This window comes from Ensifer sp. ENS06 (genome assembly GCF_014852205.1).
Taxonomy (GTDB): Bacteria; Pseudomonadota; Alphaproteobacteria; order Rhizobiales; family Rhizobiaceae; genus Ensifer; species Ensifer adhaerens.
The window spans coordinates 727,063-749,819 of sequence record NZ_JACVBC010000002.1 but is presented as its reverse complement, the minus strand read 5'-3'; the positions used below and the strand labels follow the sequence as shown (position 1 = coordinate 749,819).

Genomic DNA, 22,757 nt, shown 5'->3' with positions numbered 1-22,757 from the left:
CCGCCGGCAAGTGTCGGTCAGTGCTTCTGGGCCTTCCACTTCTGGCCGATGACATCCATCACCTCGCCGAACCACCTGGTGGAGGTATCGAACTGCTTGCCGCCCTTGATGCGCGGGAATTCGATGGTGCGCAGCTTGCCGCCCTGGTCTTCGTCGTGACCGGTGACGCCCGAGACCTTGTTGAGGGCGCTTTCGACGGCAAGGTCGACCATGCCCTGGATCAGGCGCAGGTCGTCGCCGTTGGCCGGGGCCGAGCGGGCGTAGTAGCCAGATTTCTGCACCATCGAGCGTTCGGCGCCGAGAAGGGCTGCAAACTGCTTGGAGAACCAGTTGCCGACATTGATCGTGTCGATCTTCACGTGGCCGAAGGCATCACGCTTGATGGTCTCGCCGGCTGCTTCCCGCTCGGCGACGATGGCGTCGAGGCAGGCGCCTTCACTGACGAACAGCGTCACGAAGCCGGTGCGGTCCATAACCTTGCGCAGGCGATCGGCTTCGCCCTGCAGGTCGAACTTCATCTCCGGCAGATAGAGGCCGTCGATGTTCTTCATCTGGCGGTTCATCATGAAGCCGTCGACGAATTCCTTGTCGTCGGTCATCTGGATATAGGAGCGGGCGGTGGCCGCCGTCAGCCAGCCGCTATGGCGGCCCATGACTTCATGGACGACGAGCGTGCGCGGGGCGGCACTCTGTTCGTTGCTGACATTGTCGAAGAAGCGGGCGCCGTATTCGGCAGCCGTCCAGGCGCCGAGCGTCTGGCGGATCGGAACGACGTCGTTGTCGACGGTCTTCGGCAGGCCGACCACGGTCAGGTCGTAGCCGTTGGCGCCGAGATAGGCGGCAAGGTCGGCAGCGGTCGTGTTGGTGTCGTCGCCGCCGATGGTGTGCAGGATCGAAATGCCGTCCTTGGCAAGGCGCTCGGCTGCGACACGCAGCGGGTTTTCGCCCTCCTTGACCAGGCCGCGCTTAACGCAGTCGGCCGCGTTGGTGAGCTTGACGCGGCTGTTGCCGATCGGCGAGCCGCCATGGCGATGCAGAATATGGGCCTTTTCGCGCATGTCGCGCGTAATTTCGATCTGGTCTCCAAGGAGTACGCCCTGGTAGCCCGAGCGATATGCGGCCAGCTCATATTCGGGTGCTACGTCCGTATAGCGCTCGATCAGTCCTCCAACGGCCGATGACAGACAGGGCGCGAGCCCGCCGGCCGTCAGCATTGCGACTTTTTTCTTGGCCATGTTTCCTCCTCGGGACTTTGGCATGCGATGGGTGCGGCCTCCATAGCGCAAATCAGATGGAATTTAAATGACGGGCCTGTGGATGTTGTGTCGAGGCTGCGCGAGAACGGCTGCTGGGCGCCGTCGGAAACGCGGGGCGGGCTCGGTGTCGAGCCGATTGTCGCAGCCGGAGGAGCGCAATCGGGCGGAGCGGCCTTCGCGGCCGGTGCATTTGGCGTGTTTTTCGGCATAAATTCGCCGCTTCGGATCGCTAGGTTGTTCCCAAGGGAACAGCTTTCCGTCTACCAGCTGTCGCAAGTTCCAATCGATGGATTGACAATAGTGAGGTGCCATCACAAATTCGTCATCCTCGTGGTTCGGACCGTCCCACCGCTTGCAATTTGCCACCACACAAGTCCATGCTATACGCTGGAGAGACAGGGATTCTCGCATGTCATTCTGGGACAGCCTCCTCAAAATCGTTACCGCCACCGGCAATGCGCTTGCCGGTGTGGTCGAGGCCGTGCGTACCCTGTTTGAGGGCGACCCGGAGACACGGCGCAAGGTTGCCTTCTCCGTCGCGATGATCGCGCTTTCGGCCAAGATGGCCAAGGCCGACGGCATCGTCAGCGAGGCCGAGGTCGCCGCCTTCCGCGACATCTTCCAGTTCCCGCCCGACCAGGCGCAGAACGTCGCGCGTCTCTATAATCTGGCGCGCCAGGACGTCGCCGGCTACGAGGCCTATGCGGAGAAGATGGCGTCGCTGTGTTCGTCCTGCGAAGAAAACTGCCCGATCCTCGAGGATATCGTCGACGGCCTGTTCCACATCGCCAAGTCCGACGGTGCAGTTCATGAGCGCGAACTGGCGTTCCTGGTGCGGGTCGCCGAGATCTTCGGCATGGACGAGGCGCATTTCGAGCTCATCATGGCCCGCCATGTGCACGGAGACGGTCGCGACCCCTATCAGGTGCTCGGCGTTTCGCGTAAGGATGATTTCGCCGACATCCGCAAGCGCTACCGTGTGCTGGTTTCCGAAAACCACCCGGATATGCTGGTGGCGCGCGGCGTACCGCAAGAATTCCACGCGATCGCCAATGATCGCATGGCGGCGCTGAACGCCGCCTATGAGGCGATCGAGAAAGAACGCCGAGCTGCATGACTTCGAAATACTGCGACTATCCGGGGGCTCGCTTCATGCCGTCGCCCAATTTTGGCGACCGCGCCGACAGGCGGGCACCGGATATGATCGTGCTGCACTACACCGGCATGGCGACGGGCGCTTCGGCGCTCGAATGGCTGTGTCGCGAAGAGAGCCAGGTTTCCAGCCATTATTTCGTTCATGAGGACGGACGCGTCGACCAGCTTGTGCATGAGACGCTGCGTGCCTGGCACGCGGGCAAGAGCTACTGGAAGGGCGAGACCGACATCAACTCCTGTTCGATCGGTATCGAGATCGCCAACCCGGGCCACCCCGGCGGGTTGCCGGATTTCCCGAAGAAGCAGATCGATGCGGTCGTCGAATTGTGTCGGGACTGTGGCCAGCGGTGGTCGATCGCCCCGGAAAGGGTGCTGGCGCACAGCGATATCGCCCCCATTCGCAAGGTTGATCCGGGAGAAAAATTTCCCTGGCATGTTCTTCACCGCGAAGGGGTCGGGCACTGGGTTGAGCCGGCTCCGATCGGCGGCGGGCGCTTCTTTCAGCGCGGCGACCGCGGTCAGCCGGTAGAGGCCATCCAGTCGATGCTGTCGCTCTATGGCTACGGCATTGAAGTGACTGGTGATTTCTGCGAAAAAACCGAGGGCGCGGTCGCCGCGTTCCAAAGGCATTTCCGGCAACAGAGGGTAGACGGCATCGCCGACATCTCAACCCTCGATACGCTCCATCGCCTGCTTTCCGGGCTGCCGCAATTTATCGCCTGACGCGGAAGAATTTTTCGTCCCGAAGCCTGTTTTCCGGATGTTCGTGGCATGTTTTTTTAGCTTTGCCACATGTTTACCATGATGCGCCGTTCATTTCCCGCTCATTGAAACTGCAGGAACTTCGGGGCGCAACGCTCACGTCCTGTGAATGAAACGATCGGGACGTGAGGCTCGAAGCGGGGTGCGCTTCGGTCCAATCCCCAGACCGGAGAATTCAAACTACATGAGAATATCGTCTGTTGCTGCGGTGGCGGCATGCCTTGGCATGTTCTTCGCCGGGATGGGTACGTCGTATGCGGGGAATGTCGACAAGACCATCAAGACCTCTTCCATCCCGACCGTCACCCGGACCACAGGCTTCCCGAAACCGGACCTTCCGCAGAACGTTCAGTATACGGCCCTGATCAAGAGCTATGCGAAGCAGTACGGCGTTCCCGTCGATCTGGCGCATGCGGTCGTCAAGGTCGAAAGCAACTTCAATCCGAAGGCACGCGGCAGCGCCGGCGAGATCGGCCTGATGCAGATCAAGCCCGCCACGGCGCGCATGATGGGCTATTCGGGCTCCTCCAAGGGTCTCTACGACCCGGAAACCAACATCAAGTTCGGCATGAAGTATCTCGCCATGGCGCATGAACTTTCGGGCGGCACCACCTGCGGCACGATCCTCAAGTACAATGCCGGCCATGGCGCCAAGCGCATGAACCCGGTTTCCAAGCGCTATTGCGGCAAGGTCCAGGACATCATCGACTAGAACGCCGTGGGTTCCAGCGAACGCACGAGGGGCGCCTTGGCATCCCTATTCTAGAGCATCTGGCCGCCTCGGTGTTTCCACCTGAGGGCGGAATGCTCTAGTGCCTGACAGGCGTGGGTGATCCATTTGCCCACGCGACGAGAGAGCATCGTCCGCCGGCCACGCGGCAATGGCGGATGCTCCAGCCGGACAGGTCTCGCGTTCCGGCGCACCAATTAAATCCTTGAGTGGTGGTGCCCTAAGAGCACCGATATGCTACCTCCTTCCGTGTCAGTAGAGCGGGGATGAGCATGTCGGAAAGCTTTGATTTCATTGTCGTCGGCAAGGGCATGATGGGCGCTGCGGCTGCCCGGCACCTGGCGCTCTCGGGTGCTGGCGTCGCGCTCGTCGGTCCTGACGAGCCGACCGACTGGGCCAGTCATTCCGGCGTCTTTTCCAGCCACTACGACAATGCCCGCATCACCCGCACGATCGACGACGACCCCGTCTGGGCGCGTCTCGCCCGTCGCTCGATCGAGCGCTACGACGAGATCGAACGCGAAAGCGGCATCCGGTTTTATCACGAGGTCGGCTGCCTGATGGCGGGGCCAGCGCCGGGCTCGAGCTACGACTATATCGAGCAGGTGGAAAAGGCGCGGGATGCGCTCGGCGTCGAAGCGCCGCTCTATGACAGCGAGGCGCTGTCGCGGCGCTTTCCCTGGTTCCGTTTTCCCGAGGGCACGGCCGGCGTTTATGAGCGCCTTGGCGCCGGCTACATCAATCCACGCGCGCTCGTTGCGGCGCAGGTCATCTGTGCCGAGAAGGCCGGCGCACGGATCGTGCGCGACGAGGTCGGCGCCGTCTCCGAAGCGGACGATCGCGTTGTCGTCACGACGGTCTCGGGCATGCGCCTGGAAGCGGGCCGGGTCATCGTTGCGGCCGGCGGATTTTCCCTGTCCGACAAACTGCTGCCGCGGCCGATCGACTTGACGGTCAAGGCTCGCACGGTGCTGTTCGCGGAGGTGGCGGCGAGCGAGCTGCCTGACTTCGAGGGCATGCCCTCGCTGATCGGTGCAGCGCCCGAGCAGGAGAAGAGCTACTACCTGCTGCCGCCGGTCGGCTATGCCGACGGCAGGACCTATATCAAGATCGGCGGCGATCCGACCGACAGGATCCTGGGTGACGAGCCGGCGATACGGCACTGGTTCCGCGGGCCGGGCGGTGCCGCGGCGGCCGAGCATCTGCATCGGCTGCTGGCCGAGGTGATGCCTGATTTCCGGCCGGTTTCCACCCGCTTTTCACCCTGTGTCACCTCGTTTACCCGCGACGGGCTGCCCTATATCGGCTTTGCCGAGGGCGACCGCATCGCCGTCGTCACCGGCGGCAACGGCCAGGCGGCAAAAAGCTCCGACGAGATCGGCAGGCTCGGCGCTGTCCTTGTGCAAAATGGCCGGATCGATGAACCCGAATACGACGCCGACTTCGCGGTCGCCTTTCGCTAGGTGCGGCGGCATCCACCCGGTCTCGGCCGATCTGCCCTGTTGGCAGCTTGAAAAACACTGCCGTTTTTTCTGGCGCCGGGCGGGGGCTTGCGTTAAGGAGCGCCTGCCAGTTGGCTGGGCAGCCGCTCTCCGCAAGTGCCGAAAGGCCGCGGGGGGAGGAAAGTCCGGGCTCCACGGAAGCACGGTGCCGGATAACGTCCGGCGAGGGTGACCTCAGGGAAAGTGCCACAGAAAGCAAACCGCTCCGCTTGCGGAGTAAGGGTGAAAGGGTGGGGTAAGAGCCCACCGCGGACATGGCGACATGGACGGCACGGCAAACCCCACCGGGAGCAAGACCGAATAGGGATGACGCGGACGCGCAAGCGCCCAGCCTGTTTCCGGGCCAGTCATCCGGGTGGGTTGCAAGAGGCTGCGTGCAAACGTAGTCCCAGATGAATGGCTGCCACGTTCCGTTGCCTTCGGGTGGCGGGGCCATACAGAACCCGGCTTACAGGCCAACTGGCAATTTTCTCTCTCTCTCTCTCTCTCTCTCTCTCTCTCTTTCTTTCTTTCTTTCTTTGTGGGCGGGCCGCACGGTTCAGCGCGCGCGGATCGCGCCTTGCAAATCGGGCTGATCCGCATGCCATTTTTGCGGCCGGCAGCGGTGCAGGTTTAGGCGGTTGTGTCGTTGCCGCCGTGCATTCTTCTCTTGCGATGACGCGCAAGCGCCTCTGCGCAACGGTGTTTCTGCGCTTTTTCTCACATTCTGATTTTTCAACGATTTGAAGCCGTTCGACCGTCGCATTCCCGCACAGTGGGGGTCTCTTCGTAACCCTTCGTTAAACTTAACAACCTATCAATATTTGATCAGCCCGACGGCTGTTTATGATCCATTCCCATTGACGCCCATATGGTCCCATGATATCCCATAATGGCACTGCGCAGGGGCTGCTTCGCGGCCCAATATCGCAAGATTCCAATGCCTTCCGGCTTCGGAGGGTGGTCGGACATTCCACTGTTCGGCGGGGCGGTCTTGCGTGCGGAGTGACGTGTTCTCGCGGGTCGATGATCGTGGCCCGTCAGTCTTGGGCGGCCGTTTCGCGTTATGAACCGCTTCTTGTCACATGCCACCAATCGGATCGATGCGAAGGGGCGGGTCTCTGTTCCCTCGGCGTTTCGCTCCGTGCTGTCGGATGGGGGCGTTCGGGAGCTATACTGTTTTCAGGATTTCGTCTTTCCGGCGATCAGCGTCGGCGGGCCGGAGCTCCTGGATCGGTTCGAGAGGCAGATGGCGGCCGAGGATCCATTTTCTCCGGAAGCCAACGAGATGTCGCTGCTGGTTCACGGGGGTGGCGTCTTTGTGAAGCTCGATCCGGAAGGTCGGCTGATGATGACGGATTTTATCCGCGACTTCACCGGCATCTCGACCGACGTGATGTTCGTCGGGCGGGGCGATTATTTTCAGCTCTGGGAGCCGCAGGCCTTTCAAAAGGCGCAGGCGGCGGCCCGGGAGGGGCGCAAGTCACGGGGGTTGCGTCCAGAATAGAATGGAGAGAGGGAATGGTGACGGATCAAGGCGGAGGTGTTTCTGAAGCCGAAGGCGGACCGGTTCGTCACATTCCCGTTCTCTTGCCCGAGGTGCTTGCGGCTCTCGAGCCTGCGCCCGGCAAGGTCATCCTCGATGGCACCTTCGGTGCCGGTGGCTACAGCTCCGCAATCCTCAAGGCAGGTGCCGACGTGATCGCGCTCGATCGCGACCCGACGGCGATTGCCGCAGGGCAGGCGCAGGTCGCCGAGTGGGGCGGCCGGCTGAAGCTCGTTCATGCACAGTTCTCCGATCTTGCTGCCCATGCGCCCGAAGGCGGGCTCGATGGCGTCGTGCTCGACATCGGCGTTTCCTCCATGCAGATCGACGAGGCCGAGCGCGGCTTCTCCTTCCAGAAGAAGGGGCCGCTCGACATGCGCATGTCGGCTTCGGGCGTTTCGGCGGCCGATGTCGTCAATCGCGCCAAGGTCTCTGATCTCATCCGCATCTTCGGCTTTCTCGGTGAAGAGAAGCAGGCCGGCCGCATCGCGCGTGCGATCGAGAAGCGCCGGGCCGAACAGCCCTTCGAAACGACCCGCGATCTTGCCGGCCTGATCGAGGTGGTGACGCCGCGCAAGGCCAAGGACAAGATCCACCCCGCCACCCGCGTCTTCCAGGCGCTGCGCATCTTCGTCAACGACGAGCTCGGCGAACTGGCAGAGGCGCTGTTTGCGGCCGAGCGAGCGCTGAAGCCCGGCGGCCGTCTTGTCGTCGTCACCTTCCATTCGCTCGAAGACCGCATCGTCAAGGCCTTCTTCCAGGACCGCTCCGGCAAGGCCAGCGGCTCGCGTCACCTGCCGATGGTGTCCGCGCGTGCCGCAACCTTCACGCCAGTTGGCAAGCCTATGGTGGCAGCCAGCGAGGAAGAAGCGTCCCTCAATCCGCGCGCCCGCTCTGCCAAGCTTCGCGCCGGTATCCGCACGCAAGCCGCGTCGCCGGGAAACGATCTGTCCATTTTCAATCTGCCGGAACTGGCAAGCCTTGCACGGCTGGGGGGCTGACAAGACATGCTTCGAACGTTCGATATCGTTCTGATCGTCGTCATGACGGCCGCGGCCACGGTGACCTATACGATCAAGCACCGCGCCGAAAACAAGCTTGAGGAAGTCCGCAAGCTCGACGTGGCGATCAAGCTCGAGGAAGACACGATCGACCTGCTGCGGGCCGACTGGGCGCTTCTGACCCAACCGAACCGCCTGGAGCGCCTCGTCGGTGCCTTCGGAGCCGACCTGCAACTCGTGCCGACCCCCTCGACACAGCTCGCCCAGCCGCAGGAACTGCCGATGCTGAAGGCCGATCTGCCCGTGCCCGAGGACAAGTCGGCCAAGGATGGCATCGCCGCCATCATCGAAAAGACCGATAAGATCGCAACTGGCTCGGTGGCGCGCTGATGTCGTTTCTCTCCCGCATCATGGTGTTGAAAAGCAAGGCGCACTTCTCGGCGGGCGGCAACAACCGACCGGCTGAAAGCGGCGTCAACGTCACCTTCCAGGGGACGCGCAAGAAGACCACGAACCAGGCGAAGAACCGCGTCGCCATCGTGATCGCCAGCTTCGGCATCGTCTATGCCGTCATCGGCGGCCGCCTGGTGCAATACGGCATGGCGGCACCCGAAACCGTTTCCAGCATCGGCCGGGCCGACAACCTGATGGCGTCGCGCCCCGACATTCTCGACCGCAACGGCGAGATCCTCGCGACCGACATCCGCACCGTCTCGCTCTATGCCGAGCCGCACAAGATCGTCGATGCCGACGAAGCGGTCGAGCGGCTGTCGACGGTGCTGCCCGACATCAACGCCCGCGAAATCTACAACAAGCTGAAGTCGAAATCGCGCTTCCAGTGGCTGCGCCGGCAGCTGACCCCGAAGCAGCAGTCGGAGATCCTGGCGCTCGGCATTCCCGGCGTCGGCTTCCGCCCGGAAAAGCGCCGCTTCTATCCCGGCGGCCACACCGCCGCGCACATCCTCGGCCACGTCAACATCGACAACCGCGGCGTTGCCGGCATGGAGCGCTACATCGACAGCCAGGGGCTGGCCGACCTTGCCGCGATCGGCATGACCAGCGACGCCAAGCTCGAGCCGGTGAAGCTTTCGATCGACGTGCGCGTGCAGAACATCGTGCGCGACGTCATCGACGCCGGCATGAAGAACTACCAGGCGCTCGCCGCCGGCGCCGTCGTGCTCGACGTGCATACTGGCGAAGTGCTGGCAATGGCGTCCGTTCCCGACTACGACCCGAACAAACCGGCCGAAGGGGCGGAAGAGGGCTGGATGAACCGCATGTCGAACGGCACGTTCGAAATGGGCTCCACCTTCAAGACCTTCACCATCGCCATGGGCCTCGATTCCGGCAAGGTGACGCTCAACGACAGCTTTGACGCCTCGGCGCCGATCCGTATCGGCGGCTTCACCATCAAGGACTTCCACGGCAAGCGCCGCGTGCTGACTGTCCCGGAAATCTTCCAGTATTCGTCGAACATCGGCACCGCGAAGATTGCCGATCTCGTCGGCATTCCCGGCCACAAGGAATTCCTGACGCGCCTCGGCCTGCTTTCGAAGCTGCCGACCGAACTGCCGGAAGTGAAATCCCCGACGCAGCCGCGCGAATGGAAGAAGATCAACTCGGTCACCATCTCCTTCGGTCACGGCGTCTCGACGACGCCGCTGCAGACGGCGGTCGCGGGTGCTGCACTCGTCAACGGCGGCAAGCTGATCGAACCGACCTTCCTGCCGCGCACCGAGGAGCAGGCCGACGCCGTCTCCACACCGGTGGTCAAGAAGAGCACCAGCGACGACATGCGCTTCCTGCTTCGCTGGAACGGCATTGCAGGCTCCGGCAAGCGCGCACTGGTGCCGGGCTTCAACGTCGGCGGCAAGACCGGCACGGCCGACAAGGTGGTCAACGGCCGCTATGCCAGCGACCAGAACTTCAACGCCTTCCTCGCGGCCTTCCCGATCGACAACCCGAAATACATCGTGCTGACCTTCATCGACGCGCCGAAGACCGGCGAGGGTGGCGGGCGCACCGCAGGCTCGAACGCGGCTCCCATGGTTCGCGACATCATAAGCCGCTCTGCGCCGCTGCTCGGTGTCGAACCAAAGTTTGGAGAAGACGGTTCTGCCTTGCTTGTGTCTTATTAGACATGAAATGAGAAAGCGGACGATTCGCGATTCTTGCGGATCGAAATCGATGCGAGACGTGCGTTCATGAAGATCAAAGACCTGGCGGGATCGAGCTTCCCGGAACTTTCGGCGCAACTGAGCGGCGCTGCCGCCGATATCGACGTTGCCGGACTGACGGCCGATAGCCGGCAGGTTCAGCCAGGGGATCTCTTCGTCGCCGTTTCCGGCAGCAAGGCCAATGGCAGCGCCTATGTCGCCGATGCCCTGAAGCGCGGCGCGGTCGCCGTCGTCACCGAAGCTGGCTCAGACGTCGACACTTCGGCAGCGCCGGTCCTGAAGCTTTCCGAACCTCGCGCCTTTCTCGCCCGCGCTGCCGCTGCCTTCTATGGCCGCCAGCCGGAAACCATGGTCGCCGTCACCGGCACCGCTGGCAAGACCTCGGTCGCCTCCTTCACCCGCCAGGTCTGGGCGCATTCCGGTCTTGCAGCCGCGATGATCGGCACGACCGGCGTCGTCGCACCCGGGCGTAACGATTACGGCTCGCTGACGACGCCCGATCCGGTGTCGCTGCACAAGCTGCTCGCCGAACTTGCCGATGCCGGCGTCACCCATGCGGCGATGGAGGCCTCCAGCCACGGCCTCGACCAGAGCCGGCTCGACGGCGTGCGCCTGTCGGCTGCCGCCTTCACCAATCTCGGCCGCGATCACATGGACTACCACCCGACGGTGGAGCACTACATGGCCTCCAAGATGCGGCTGTTCGAGGCGCTGTTGCCGAAGGGCGCGCCCGCAGTGATTTTTGCCGACGACCAATGGTCGGACCAGGCGATCGCCGCTGCCCGCAAGGCCAAGCTCGACGTGCGAACGGTCGGCCGCAAGGGCGATTACATTTCGCTGAAGCGGGTCGAGCACTTCCGCCACAAGCAGTCGGCCGAAGTGCATGTCGGCGACGACATCTTCGAGATCCACATTCCGCTTGCCGGCGACTTCCAGGTGGCCAATGCGCTCGTGGCGGCCGGCCTTGCCATGTCCACCGGCATCAGCGCCAAGGCTGCCTTCTCCGCGCTTGAAAAGCTGCAGGGGGCCTCCGGTCGTCTTGAACTGGTCGGCCAGACCAGGGACGGCGCGCTCGCCTATGTCGATTACGCCCACAAGCCGGATGCGCTGGAAAACGTGCTCGCCTCGGTGCGGCCGTTCACGACCGGCCGCGTCGTCGTGGTGTTCGGCTGCGGCGGCGACCGCGACAAGGGTAAGCGCCCGATCATGGGCGAGATCGCCACCCGGCTTGCCGACGTGACGATCGTGACCGACGACAATCCGCGCTCGGAAGTGCCCGATGTGATCCGCGCCGAAATCATGGCGGCGGCCAGGGGCGCCATCGAAATCGGCGACCGCGCCACGGCGATCCGCACGGCGGTCGGCATGCTGAAGACCGGCGACACGCTGATCGTCGCCGGCAAGGGGCACGAGGAGGGGCAGACGATCGGCTCCGTCACGTTGCCCTTCTCGGATCACGCGGAGGTCCGCAAGGCATTGGGAGGCTTGTGATTTGAACTGGCTCTGGACAAGCAGCGATCTCCTGGCCGCCATGAATGGCCGGCCGGTCGGCAATCTGCCTGAAGGCATCTCGGGGATCTCCATCGACAGCCGCTCGATCGGCAAGGGCGAAGCCTTCTTCGCGATCAAGGGTGATCGCGTGGATGGCCACGACTATGCGGGGATCGCGCTCGCCAATGGCGCCGCGGTGCTGGTCGTCAGCGAAGGCAAGCTGCCGGCGCTCGGACGGCTGAATGCGCCGATGATCGTCGTCGACGACGTGCTCGAAGCGATGATCCGGCTCGGCTGTGCGGCGCGCGACCGCAGTGCCGCCAAGATCATCGCCGTCACCGGTTCGGTCGGCAAGACGACCACCAAGGAGATGCTGCGCCACGTGCTTCAGCCGCAGGGCCGCGTGCATGCGTCGGTCGCCTCCTTCAACAATCACTGGGGCGTGCCGCTGACGCTTGCGCGCATGCCCGAGGCAACCGATTTCGGCGTCTTCGAAATCGGCATGAACCATCCGGGCGAGATCCGGCCGCTGACCGCCATGGTGCGCCCGCATGTGGCCATCGTCACCAGCATCGCTGCCGCCCATCTTGGCAATTTCGAGAGCCTCGACCAGATCGCCGAAGCCAAGGCCGAGATCTTCGAAGGCGTCGTCAATGGCGGCCACGCGCTGATCATTCACGACAGCCCGCAGTACAAGCTGCTTGAAGACGCCGCGTCAGCGGCCGGCGTCAGCCACATCCATTCCTTCGGCGCCAACCCGAAGGCCGAATTCCGGCTGGTTGAATTCAGCGGCGGTGCGGAGGGTTCCATTCTCTGGGCCGGCATCGGCGGTCGCACGTTGGAAGTCGCGATCGGTGCCCCCGGGCGTCACATCGCCGAGAATGCCGTTGCGGTTCTGGCAGCGGTGAAGCTTGCTGGCGGCGATCTCGACTATGCGGCTTCGGCGCTCGCAACTATGCAGGCCGAAACGGGCAGGGGCCGGCGCCACACGCTTTCGATCGGCGGCGGTACGCTGAAGCTGATCGACGAGAGTTACAACGCCAATCCGAGCTCGATGCGGGCGGCAATTTCGCTGCTGCGCGACAGCGAGCCGCCGGTCGGCGGCCGTCGTGTCGCCGTGCTCGGCGACATGCTCGAAATGGGCGAGCACGCGGCCGAGGTGCATGCGGCCCTTGCCCGTCCGCTCATCGAAGCCGGTATTACCGATGTCTGGCTCGCCGGACCGCTGATGGCGCACCTGCGCGACGCGCTTCCGCCCGAAGTTTCGGTGATCTATCGCGAGAGTGTTGAGGACCTCAAAGCCTATGCGCTGGCCGCTGTCGCGCCGGGCGACGTTGTCATGGTCAAGTCGTCCAAGGGGACCGGCTGCGCCAAGATCGTGCAGGCGCTGATCGAGAGCTATCCGGAGACGCAAGCCGAGGAATACGGGGCCGAGGGAACCGAAGCCGAGGGATAGCCGGCGTAATAAAAGCCGGCGGAACCGCCCATGATGGCGCGGTGGATACAGTTTGAGGTTAGGCGGCGCGCCCTAACACTTTCGCATGCAAGCGCGTATCGTTTTTCAGATGATTCTGTTGGACGTGTTTCGAAATACTACGGCGCCGCGTCTCCCGGGGCGGGAAAGCTTCGCTGTAACACTTTAAACTGCTGCATCATTGTGCAGGAAACCTTTGGGGAAAGGTCCCTTATGCTCATTTGGCTTGTGGAACTGGCGGACCACTTTCAGTTTTTCAATCTTTTTCGCTACATCACGTTCCGCACCGGCGCGGCGCTCTTCACGTCGGCCATGATCGTCTTCCTCTTCGGGCCCGCGATGATCGCCTCGCTGCGCATCCGCCAGGGCAAGGGCCAGCCGATCCGCGCCGACGGGCCGCAGACGCATTTCAAGAAGGCCGGCACGCCGACCATGGGCGGCCTGATGATCCTGGCCGGCATCGTCGTCTCGTCGCTGCTGTGGGCCGATCTGTCGAGCGTCTACGTGGTCTCGACGCTGCTCGTCACGCTCGGCTTCGGCGCCATTGGCTTCTATGATGATTACCTCAAGGTTACGAAGCAGTCGGACAAGGGTTTTTCCGGAAAGGCACGCCTCGGCATCGAATTCGTGATCGCGGCGATCGCCGTGTTCTTCATGATGCAGGCCTCGCTTTCGGGCGGTCCGTCCGGCTCCACTTTCGGCTCCTCCGTCACTTTCCCCTTCTTCAAGGACCTGATCGTCAATCTCGGCTATTTCTTCGTGCTGTTCGGTGGCTTCGTCATCGTCGGCGCCGGCAATGCCGTGAACCTGACCGACGGTCTCGACGGTCTTGCGATCGTGCCTGTGATGATCGCCGCTGCCGCCTTCGGCCTGATCGCGTATCTCGCGGGTAACGCCGTCTTCGCCAACTATCTGCAGATCCATTTCGTGCCCGGTACGGGCGAGCTTGCCGTCATCCTCGGCGCTGTCATCGGCGCCGGCCTCGGCTTCCTCTGGTTCAACGCACCGCCGGCCGCAATCTTCATGGGCGACACCGGGTCGCTGGCGCTTGGCGGCCTGATTGGCACCGTAGCCGTTGCCGTCAAGCACGAGATCGTCATGATCATCATCGGCGGCCTCTTCGTCATGGAGACGCTGTCGGTCATCATCCAGGTCTTCTGGTTCAAGCGCACCGGCCGCCGCGTCTTCCTGATGGCGCCGATCCACCACCACTTCGAAAAGAAGGGCTGGACCGAGAGCCAGGTCGTGATCCGATTCTGGATCATCGCCGTCATCCTGGCGATGGTTGGCCTCTCCACCCTCAAGCTGCGGTGAGCGGACGATGATCCCGGTCACTTCCTTCAAGGGCAGGAAAGTCGCTCTCTTCGGTCTCGGCGGTTCGGGCCTTGCGACCGCGCAGGCGCTCGTCGCCGGTGGTGCCGAGGTTACCGCATGGGACGACAACCCGGATAGCGTCGCCAAGGCTTCGGCCGCAGGCGTGCCGACGGCGGACCTGCGCACCGTCGACTGGGCGGCCTTTGCCGCCTTCGTGCTTTCGCCCGGCGTGCCGCTTACGCATCCCAAGCCGCACTGGACCGTGGATCTCGCCCATGCGGCTGGTGTCGAGATCATCGGCGACGTCGAACTTTTCGTGCGCGAACGCCGGGCGCATGCGCCCGATTGCGCCTTCATCGCGATAACCGGCACCAACGGCAAATCGACGACGACGGCGCTGATCGCACATATCCTCAAAGAAAGCGGCCGAGACACGCAGCTCGGCGGCAATATCGGCACCGCGGTGCTGACGCTTGATCCTCCGAAGGCCGGGCGCTTCTACGTGGTCGAGTGCTCGTCCTACCAGATCGATCTGGCGCCGACGCTGAACCCGACGGCAGGCATACTGCTCAACCTGACACCCGATCATCTCGATCGCCACGGCACGATGCAGCATTACGCCGACATCAAGGAACGGCTGGTCGCCGGTAGCGGCACGGCAATCGTCGGTGTCGACGACAGCTTCTCGGCGCTGATCGCCGATCGCGTCGAGCGCGCCGGCGCCAGGACCGTGCGGATCTCCCGTCGCCATGTGCTGGCAAGCGGCCTCTATGCCGAGGGCCCGCGCATCCTGAAGGCTGAAGGTGGCGCTTCCGGCCTGTTCGTCGATCTCGACGGCATCCAGACGCTGCGCGGCGGTCACAACGCCCAGAACGCAGCCGCGGCCATCGCGGCCTGCCTTGCGGTTGGCGTCAGCGCGGCGGAAATCCACGCAGGCCTGAAGAGCTTCCCCGGTCTCAAGCACCGCATGCAGCCGGTCGGCCGCAAGGGTACGGTGGTCTTCGTCAATGACAGCAAGGCGACCAATGCGGATGCGGCGGCGCCGGCGCTTTCGAGCTATGACCGCATCTACTGGATCGCCGGCGGTCTGCCGAAGGAAGGGGGCATCACGACGCTTGCACCCTTCTTCCCGAAGATCGCCAAGGCCTATCTGATCGGCGAGGCCGCACCGGCTTTCGCCGCGACGCTTGGCGAAGCGGTTCCCTATGAGATCTCGGGCACGCTGGAGCAGGCGGTAGCGCATGCCGCGGCCGATGCCGGCAGGGACGAGACGGGCGGCTCGGCGGTGATGCTCTCACCGGCTTGCGCAAGCTTCGACCAGTATAAGAACTTCGAGGTACGCGGTGATGCCTTCGTCGGACATGTGCGCGCGATCGAAGGCGTGACGATGCTGATTTGATCCCTCGGCCGGCGCGCATGCGTGCCGGTCGATGCGGAAGGTGGTGCGGGATTTCGGACGTGGGCGCGATGGGCGCCGGAGAAGGGGACTGACAAGATGGTAAGCCGAGCCGAACGTGGCCCCGTGGCCGACTGGTTCTGGACGATCGACAGGTTCTTTCTGGCGACCTTCATCCTGTTGATGGGCGTCGGCTTCATGCTGTCCTTCGCCGCAAGCCCTGCCGTCGCCGAGCGCATCGGCCTCGACAGCTTCCACTTCGTCCGGCGCCACGCACTCTTCCTTCTGCCGTCGCTGGTGGTGATGGTGGGGATTTCCTTCCTCTCGCCGCGCCAGGTCCGGCGCGCGGCGATTCTGCTTCTTGCCGGTTCGCTCGGCATGATGGTGCTGGTGCTCTTCATCGGCGAAGAGGTGAAGGGCTCGATGCGCTGGATTTCGCTCGGTGGGATTTCGATCCAGCCGTCGGAGTTCATGAAACCTGCCTTCGTCGTCGTCTGTGCCTGGCTGTTTTCCGAACATGCGCGCCAGCCGGAAATCCCCGGTAATCTCTTTGCCATCCTGCTCTTCGGCATCGTCGCGGCCCTGCTTGTCGCTCAGCCCGACCTCGGCCAGACGATCCTGACCACCGCCGTCTGGGGCGGAATGTTCTTCATGGCCGGCATGCCCTGGCTCTGGATCATCCTGCTTGGCGGTGCGGCCCTCGGCGGCTTCTTCGTCGCCTATACGTTGCTGCCGCACGTGGCCGCGCGTATCGACAAGTTCCTGACGGGCGAAGGCGACACCTTCCAGATGGATACCGCCCGCGAGGCGATCATCCGCGGCGACTGGTTCGGCCGGGGCCCGGGCGAAGGCATCGTCAAGCGCATCATCCCGGACAGCCATACCGACTTCGTCTTTTCCGTTGCCGCCGAGGAATTCGGCATCGTCTTCTGCATGGTCATCGTGCTGATCTTCGCCTTCCTGGTGATGCGCGGCCTCAACCATGCCTTCCGCGAACGCAACGACTTCAACCGGTTCGCCGTTGCCGGCCTGGTGCTCCAGATCGGCATCCAGTCGATGATCAACATCGGCGTGAACCTCGAACTGCTTCCGGCCAAGGGCATGACCCTGCCGCTGATCTCCTATGGTGGCTCGTCCATGGTGGCGATCTGCGTCACTGCCGGCTTCATCCTGGCCTTGACCCGTCACCGCCCGGAGAAGCGCGCCGTGGAGCGCAGCCTGTTTCGGTCCGGCATTGGCGTGCCGGCGGAGTAAAATATGACTAAAGGCATCATCCTGCTTGCCGCCGGCGGTACCGGCGGCCATCTCTTTCCGGCAGAAGCGCTGGCCCACGAGCTGAAGGCCATGGGCTATTCGGTGCATCTGGTCACCGATAGCCGCGCCGAACGTTATGCCGGCAAGTTCCCCGCCGACGAGGTTCATGTCGTGCCTTCGGCAACAATCGGTTCGAAGAACCCGGTCAGCGTCGTCAAATCGCTCTGGACGCTGTGGAGCGGCATGCGCGCGGCGAGAAAGCTGATTGCCCGGCTGAAGCCCAAGGCCGTCGTCGGCTTCGGTGGCTACCCGACCGTGCCGCCGCTCTTGGCGGCAACCGGCATGGGTGTGCCGTCGATCATCCACGAGCAGAACGCGGTCATGGGCCGCGCCAACAAGGCGCTGGCCTCGCGCGTCAAGGCGATCGCCGGTGGCTTCCTTCCGGAGGGCACGGGCGCCTTTGCCGCGAAAACCGTGACGACGGGCAACCCTGTTCGCCCGGCGGTGCTAGCCGCCGCCAACACGCCCTATGCGTCGGCTGTCGGCGACGCGCCATTCCATCTCGTCGTCTTCGGCGGCAGCCAGGGCGCACAGTATTTTTCCAAGGCAGTACCGCAGGCGATCTGCCGTCTGGACGACGAGGTTCGCCAGCGATTCAAGGTCACGCAGCAGGCCCGGCCGGAAGACAGGGACGGCGTGATCGCCACCTATGAGAAGCTCGGTGTGCCCGCCGAGGTCTCGCCGTTCTTCACCGATATGGCCGAGCGCATCGCCGGCGCTCAGCTCGTCATTTGCCGCTCCGGCGCCTCGACGGTATCGGAGCTTGCGGTCATCGGCCGGCCGGCGATCCTCGTGCCCTATCCCTATGCGCTCGATCACGACCAGGCGGCCAATGCGGCCGCCCTTGCCGCCAAGGGTGGCGCACGCGTGATCGCGCAGGCCGAACTCACCGCCGACCGTCTCGCCGGCATCCTCAATGATGCGATCGGCAAGCCGCAATCGCTCGCGGAGATGGCGGCAAATGCCCGGGAAACCGGCAAGCCGGACGCAGCAAGCTTGCTTGCATCCCTCGTAGAGGCTATTGCCAGCGGTTTGACAGTCGAGAAATTCAGGGAAACACGCTCATGAAAATGCCGAAAACCATCGGGCTGGTCCATTTCATCGGTATCGGCGGCATCGGCATGAGCGGCATCGCCGAGGTGCTGCACAATCTCGGACACAAGGTCCAGGGTTCCGACCAGTCCGACAGTGCCAATGTGCAGCGCCTGCGCGCCAAGGGCATCGAGGTCTTCGTCGGCCACAAGGCGGAAAACCTCGGCGAAGCAGAGGTGATCGTCGTTTCGACCGCGATCAAGAAGGACAATCCGGAACTGATCGCCGCGCGCGAGAAGTTCCTTCCCGTCGTGCGCCGCGCCGAGATGCTGGCCGAGCTCATGCGCTTCCGCAATGCGATCGCGATCGGCGGCACGCATGGCAAGACGACCACGACCTCGATGGTCGCAGCGCTGCTCGAGGCCGGCGGGCTCGACCCGACCGTCATCAACGGCGGCATCATCAATGCCTATGGCACCAACGCCCGAATGGGCGAGGGCGAGTGGATGGTGGTTGAGGCCGACGAATCCGACGGCACCTTCCTGAAGCTGCCGGCTGACGTTGCCATCGTCACCAATATCGACCCGGAACATCTCGACCACTACGGCAATTTCGATGCCGTTCGCGCCGCGTTCCGCCAGTTCGTCGAGAACGTGCCCTTCTACGGTTTCGGCGTGCTCTGCCTCGACCATCCGGAAGTGCAGACCATGGTCGGCAAGATCGAGGACCGCAAGGTCGTGACCTACGGCGAGAACCCGCAGGCCGACGTGCGCTTCCACAACATCCGCATGGACGGCGCCACCTCCGTCTTCGACATCGAGATCCGCCGCCGACGCACCGGCCAGGTGATCCCGATGAAGGACCTGCGCCTGCCGATGCCCGGCCGCCACAACGTGTCCAATGCGACCGCGGCGATCGCCGTTGCGCAGCGCCTCGGCGTCAGCCCGGAAGCGATCGCCAAGGGGCTTGCCTCCTTCAGCGGCGTCAAGCGCCGCTTCACGCTGACCGGCGAGACGAACGGCGTGCGCGTCTATGACGACTACGGCCACCATCCGGTCGAGATCAAGGCGGTGCTGCGCGCCGCGCGCGAGGCCTGCCAGGGCCGAATCATCGCCGTGCACCAGCCGCACCGCTACTCGCGCCTTTCGAGCCTGTTTGAAGATTTTTCGGCCTGCTTCAACGATGCCGACACGATCCTGATCGCGCCTGTCTATGCGGCCGGCGAAGACCTCATTCCGGGCGCAACGGCCGAGGAACTGGTCGATCGCATCAAGGCGGGTGGCCATCGCGACGCCCGTTACGTCTCCGGTCCGGAGGCAATCGCGCCGGTTGTCAGCAAGATTGCACAGCCCGGCGATTTTGTGGTTCTCTTGGGGGCTGGCAGCATCACCTACTGGGCGGCTGCCCTGCCTAAGGAACTCGCGGATATTTCAGGAAATTGAGCATGAAACAGGTCAACGGTCAGAAACTACTGGAATCGCTCGGAAGTGGCGTCAGCGCTGTGCGCGGCCGTATCACGCCGGATGCGCCGATGGATCGTGTCACCTGGTTCCGCGCCGGCGGTCTTGCCGAGCTGATGTTCCAGCCGCACGACACCGACGATCTCATCACCTTCCTGAAGCTGGTCCCGGCTGAAGTGCCGGTCATGGTTGTCGGCGTCGGCTCGAACCTGCTGGTGCGCGACGGCGGCATTCCCGGCGTCGTCATCCGGCTGTCGGCCAAGGGTTTTGGCGATCTGGAACTGGTCGGCGAAAACCGCATCAAGGCCGGCGCGATCTGCCCGGACAAGAACATCGCCGCCATGGCGCTCGATCACGGCATTGGCGGCTTCTACTTCTACTACGGCATTCCCGGCTCGCTCGGCGGCGCGCTGCGCATGAACGCCGGCGCCAATGGTGCCGAGACCCGCGAGCGGGTCGTCGAGGTGCACGCGGTCGACCGTCAGGGCAACCAGCATGTGCTGTCGAATGCCGACATGGGCTATGCCTACCGCCATTCGGCGGCGGCGAAGGACCTCATCTTCACCCACGCGGTGTTCGAAGGCTACGCCGAGGACAAGAACAAGATCCGCACCGACATGGATGCCGTGCGCCAGCATCGCGAAACGGTGCAGCCGATCCGCGAAAAGACCGGTGGCTCGACCTTCAAGAACCCGGAGGGCCACTCGGCCTGGAAGCTGATCGACGAGGCTGGCTGCCGCGGCATGATGATCGGTAGCGCGCAGATGTCGCCGCTGCACTGCAACTTCATGATCAACACCGGCCAGGCGACCGGCTACGAGCTCGAATATCTCGGCGAAACCGTGCGCCAGCGCGTGCTCGAACATTCCGGCGTCCGGCTCGAATGGGAGATCAAGCGCATCGGCAACTTCATGCCGGGCTACGAGATCAAGGAGTTCCTCGGCCGCGGCATCGCGTAAGGCTCGGTTGCGAGACGTAATCTGAAAGGCCGTGGCGGAAGCGCTGCGGCCTCTTGTTTTTCCGGCGGGCGGCAAGCGGCTGCCAGCGCCTTTGCAGAGTGCCGGGTCGCCTACTCAATCACGGTCGAGGAGAAAGCTCGAGTGCGTTGCTTGCAAAGACTGTCGTATGCGAGGTTGCTCGCCGTTTCAGCCCTATTGGCCAATCTTGCGTTCTTTGCGCCCGTCAAGGCTATGGATGAGGTGCGTCTGCAAGCTGCCGTCGCTTCGCTCGGTGACGGTGCTGACGCCCAGCGTCTCGAAGCCAGGGTTGCCGATCTCGTAAAATCAGGCGACCAGATCGAGCTTGCGAAGCTGGCCGAACAGATCCGGATGAAAGACGGCGATTTCCTCGACATCCTGGCAAAGTTCTATGAGCAGCCGGAGCAAGCGAACGCGACGCCCGGTTGGCAGCAGATCGTACTCTCAATGGGGCCGTGCCACTACGCCAACGCTGCCATCCGCATCGTCGCGATGACGATCGCGAACGGCACTCACCCAGCCATCCGAAACGGCGTCGTCATGATCGACGGCACGGAGGTCGACAATATTTTTGCGGAATCGATGCATCGCTGCGAGTTGATTGCGCGTCTTCCCAAGTCCACGCGGCAGGTCGGCTCTAGCTGCGCCATGACCGGCGACTGCGCCGACGATCCCGACCTCATGGAGTGAACCGAGCCACCCGCGCTTTGCTGGCGCCGGGCCATTGCCTGCTGCGATCGTCATCGGTTTGGCTTCGGAGGCTTCGCAAACAGCACCCGCTAAGCGAAAGGGCCGCAGCGTTGCCGCTGCGGCCCTTCTTCGTTGTGATCGGCCGCGCTAGGCGGGGCCAGTCGTGATCAGGCCGAAACCTCGTCTTCCGTCGACAGCACCAGGCACAGAAGCGTGATGGCGGCGGCGGCCAGCAGGTAGTAGCCGACGTAATCGAGGCTGTAGTTGGTGGCGAGCCAGGTGGCGATGTACGGCGCCAGCGACGCGCCGAAGATGCCGGCGAGGTTGAAGGTCATGGACGCGCCGGTGTAGCGCACCGAGGTCGGGAAGGGAGCGGCCAGCGCGGCGCCGATCGGGCCGTAGGTGAGGCCCATGAGGCCGAGGCCGATGATCGAGAACAGGAAGGCGCCGCCGAGGCCGCCGGCAAGAAGCGGGGCCATGAACAGGCCGAAGACGCCGATGCCGATGGTGGTGATGATCAAGATCAGGCGACGGCCGTAGCGGTCCGAGAGGATACCGGCAACCGGGATCATCAGGCCAAAGAAGACGACGCCGGTCATCTGCACCACCAGGAACTGCTCACGCGAATAGCCGAGCTTCGCCGTGCCCCAGGAGAGCGAGAAGACGGTCATCAGGTAGAACAGCACGAAGGTCGCAAGCGCCACGAAAGTGCCGAGCACCAGGCTGCGCTTGTGGAAACGGAAGATCTCGGCGATCGGCACCTGCACGCGCTCGTGCTTGTCGACGGCCTTCTGGAACTCTGGCGTTTCGGTGATCTTCAGGCGGACATAAAGGCCGACGGCGACGAGCAGGATGCTGGCGACGAACGGCACGCGCCAGCCCCAGGCGAGGAAGGCTTCGTTGCTCATCACTTCGCCGAGGATCAGGAAGGTGCCGGCCGACAGGATGAAGCCGATCGGCGCGCCGAGCTGCGGGAACATGGCGTACCAGCTGCGCTTGCCCTCAGGCGCATTCTCGGTGGCAAGCAGCACTGCGCCGCCCCATTCACCGCCAAGGCCGAGACCCTGGCCGAAACGGCAAAGCGCGAGCAGCAGCGGAGCTGCGACGCCGATCGTGGCATAGGTCGGTAGAAGGCCGATGACGACCGTGGAGATGCCCATGGTCATCAGCGCCGCAACCAGCGTCGCCTTGCGGCCGACCTTGTCGCCGAAGTGGCCGAAGATCACGGCGCCGAAGGGGCGGGCGAAAAAAGCGATCGAGAAGGTCGCGAAGGATTGCAGCATTGCCGAGGTCGGGTCCGAGCCCGGGAAGAACAGGTGCGGGAACACCAGAACAGCGGCGGTGGCGTAAACGTAGAAGTCGAAGAATTCGATGGTCGTGCCGACGAGGCTTGCGAACAGCACCCGGGCAGGGGAGTTCACTGCCGCGTGCTTTGACGCATTGTCCTTCGGCGACAGGGAGGTTGTCGCGTCTGTCATTATCATTGTTCCTATGGATGTAA

Annotated in this window: 19 protein-coding genes and 1 other RNA gene; 18 read left to right on the top strand and 2 right to left on the bottom strand. The window is 63.6% G+C overall.

The genetic code is table 11. From position 1 onward, the window contains the following. Positions 1–17: 17 nt before the first annotated feature. Positions 18–1,235: a pyrophosphate--fructose-6-phosphate 1-phosphotransferase gene (locus IB279_RS12855; protein WP_192339234.1), complete on the bottom strand. Its 1,218-nt coding sequence runs from the start codon at positions 1,233–1,235 to the stop codon at positions 18–20. Positions 1,236–1,665: 430 nt separating this feature from the next. Between IB279_RS12855 and IB279_RS12850 the strand changes: the two genes are divergently transcribed. The 18 genes from IB279_RS12850 to IB279_RS12765 all read left to right on the top strand — a co-directional run bounded on the left by IB279_RS12850 (position 1,666) and on the right by IB279_RS12765 (position 21,256). Then, positions 1,666–2,373, top strand: coding sequence for a DnaJ family molecular chaperone (locus tag IB279_RS12850; protein ID WP_034792391.1), 708 nt, complete (start codon positions 1,666–1,668; stop codon positions 2,371–2,373). After that, positions 2,370–3,134: an N-acetylmuramoyl-L-alanine amidase gene (locus IB279_RS12845; RefSeq protein WP_112771109.1), complete on the top strand. Its 765-nt coding sequence runs from the start codon at positions 2,370–2,372 to the stop codon at positions 3,132–3,134. Before IB279_RS12850 ends, IB279_RS12845 begins: the two co-directional genes overlap by 4 nt. Before the next feature lie 223 nt (positions 3,135–3,357). Next, positions 3,358–3,885, top strand: coding sequence for a lytic transglycosylase domain-containing protein (locus IB279_RS12840; RefSeq protein WP_034792405.1), 528 nt, complete (start codon positions 3,358–3,360; stop codon positions 3,883–3,885). A gap of 290 nt (positions 3,886–4,175) precedes the next feature. Continuing rightward, complete coding sequence (locus IB279_RS12835) at positions 4,176–5,366, top strand: FAD-binding oxidoreductase (protein WP_112771108.1); 1,191 nt, start codon at positions 4,176–4,178, stop codon at positions 5,364–5,366. Between the two features lie 106 nt (positions 5,367–5,472). Continuing rightward, an RNA gene (gene rnpB, locus IB279_RS12830) (RNase P RNA component class A) lies at positions 5,473–5,872 on the top strand. A 578-nt stretch (positions 5,873–6,450) separates the two neighbouring features. Further along, a complete protein-coding gene (gene mraZ, locus IB279_RS12825) occupies positions 6,451–6,891 on the top strand; it encodes a division/cell wall cluster transcriptional repressor MraZ (RefSeq protein WP_060515924.1) in 441 nt (146 codons plus the stop codon). A gap of 14 nt (positions 6,892–6,905) precedes the next feature. After that, a complete protein-coding gene (rsmH, locus tag IB279_RS12820) occupies positions 6,906–7,931 on the top strand; it encodes a 16S rRNA (cytosine(1402)-N(4))-methyltransferase RsmH (protein WP_060515925.1) in 1,026 nt (341 codons plus the stop codon). 6 nt (positions 7,932–7,937) lie between these two features. Continuing rightward, on the top strand, positions 7,938–8,321 hold the full coding sequence (locus IB279_RS12815) for a hypothetical protein (RefSeq protein WP_034792423.1): 384 nt from the start codon (positions 7,938–7,940) through the stop codon (positions 8,319–8,321). Beyond that, on the top strand, positions 8,321–10,069 hold the full coding sequence (locus IB279_RS12810; RefSeq protein ID WP_060582686.1) for a penicillin-binding protein 2: 1,749 nt from the start codon (positions 8,321–8,323) through the stop codon (positions 10,067–10,069). The genes IB279_RS12815 and IB279_RS12810 overlap by 1 nt, the downstream gene beginning before the upstream one ends. A gap of 66 nt (positions 10,070–10,135) precedes the next feature. Next, positions 10,136–11,599 carry a UDP-N-acetylmuramoyl-L-alanyl-D-glutamate--2,6-diaminopimelate ligase gene (locus IB279_RS12805; RefSeq protein WP_060528867.1) on the top strand — a complete coding sequence of 488 codons (1,464 nt, stop codon included), beginning with the start codon at positions 10,136–10,138 and terminating at the stop codon, positions 11,597–11,599. Between the two features lies 1 nt (position 11,600). After that, positions 11,601–13,055, top strand: coding sequence for a UDP-N-acetylmuramoylalanyl-D-glutamyl-2,6-diaminopimelate--D-alanyl-D-alanine ligase (locus IB279_RS12800; protein WP_112771107.1), 1,455 nt, complete (start codon positions 11,601–11,603; stop codon positions 13,053–13,055). 231 nt (positions 13,056–13,286) lie between these two features. Next, the gene (gene mraY, locus IB279_RS12795) at positions 13,287–14,387 is read left to right on the top strand and encodes a phospho-N-acetylmuramoyl-pentapeptide-transferase (RefSeq protein ID WP_034792441.1); all 1,101 of its coding nucleotides are present in this window, start codon (positions 13,287–13,289) and stop codon (positions 14,385–14,387) included. A gap of 7 nt (positions 14,388–14,394) precedes the next feature. Continuing rightward, entirely contained in the window at positions 14,395–15,786 is a 1,392-nt protein-coding gene (gene murD / locus IB279_RS12790; RefSeq protein ID WP_192339233.1) for a UDP-N-acetylmuramoyl-L-alanine--D-glutamate ligase, read from the top strand. A 96-nt stretch (positions 15,787–15,882) separates the two neighbouring features. Next, the gene (gene ftsW / locus IB279_RS12785) at positions 15,883–17,037 is read left to right on the top strand and encodes a putative lipid II flippase FtsW (protein ID WP_034792447.1); all 1,155 of its coding nucleotides are present in this window, start codon (positions 15,883–15,885) and stop codon (positions 17,035–17,037) included. 3 nt (positions 17,038–17,040) lie between these two features. Next, positions 17,041–18,165, top strand: coding sequence for an undecaprenyldiphospho-muramoylpentapeptide beta-N-acetylglucosaminyltransferase (gene murG / locus IB279_RS12780; RefSeq protein ID WP_060515928.1), 1,125 nt, complete (start codon positions 17,041–17,043; stop codon positions 18,163–18,165). Next, positions 18,162–19,571: a UDP-N-acetylmuramate--L-alanine ligase gene (gene murC / locus IB279_RS12775; RefSeq protein ID WP_060515929.1), complete on the top strand. Its 1,410-nt coding sequence runs from the start codon at positions 18,162–18,164 to the stop codon at positions 19,569–19,571. Before murG ends, murC begins: the two co-directional genes overlap by 4 nt. Positions 19,572–19,573: 2 nt before the next feature. Continuing rightward, entirely contained in the window at positions 19,574–20,548 is a 975-nt protein-coding gene (gene murB / locus IB279_RS12770; RefSeq protein WP_034792458.1) for a UDP-N-acetylmuramate dehydrogenase, read from the top strand. A 150-nt stretch (positions 20,549–20,698) separates the two neighbouring features. After that, the gene (locus tag IB279_RS12765; RefSeq protein ID WP_146749520.1) at positions 20,699–21,256 is read left to right on the top strand and encodes a hypothetical protein; all 558 of its coding nucleotides are present in this window, start codon (positions 20,699–20,701) and stop codon (positions 21,254–21,256) included. Between the two features lie 167 nt (positions 21,257–21,423). On the opposite strand, the gene IB279_RS12760 is transcribed toward IB279_RS12765, so the two are convergent. After that, positions 21,424–22,734 carry an MFS transporter gene (locus tag IB279_RS12760; protein ID WP_112771104.1) on the bottom strand — a complete coding sequence of 437 codons (1,311 nt, stop codon included), beginning with the start codon at positions 22,732–22,734 and terminating at the stop codon, positions 21,424–21,426. Between the last annotated feature and the right edge of the window lie 23 nt (positions 22,735–22,757).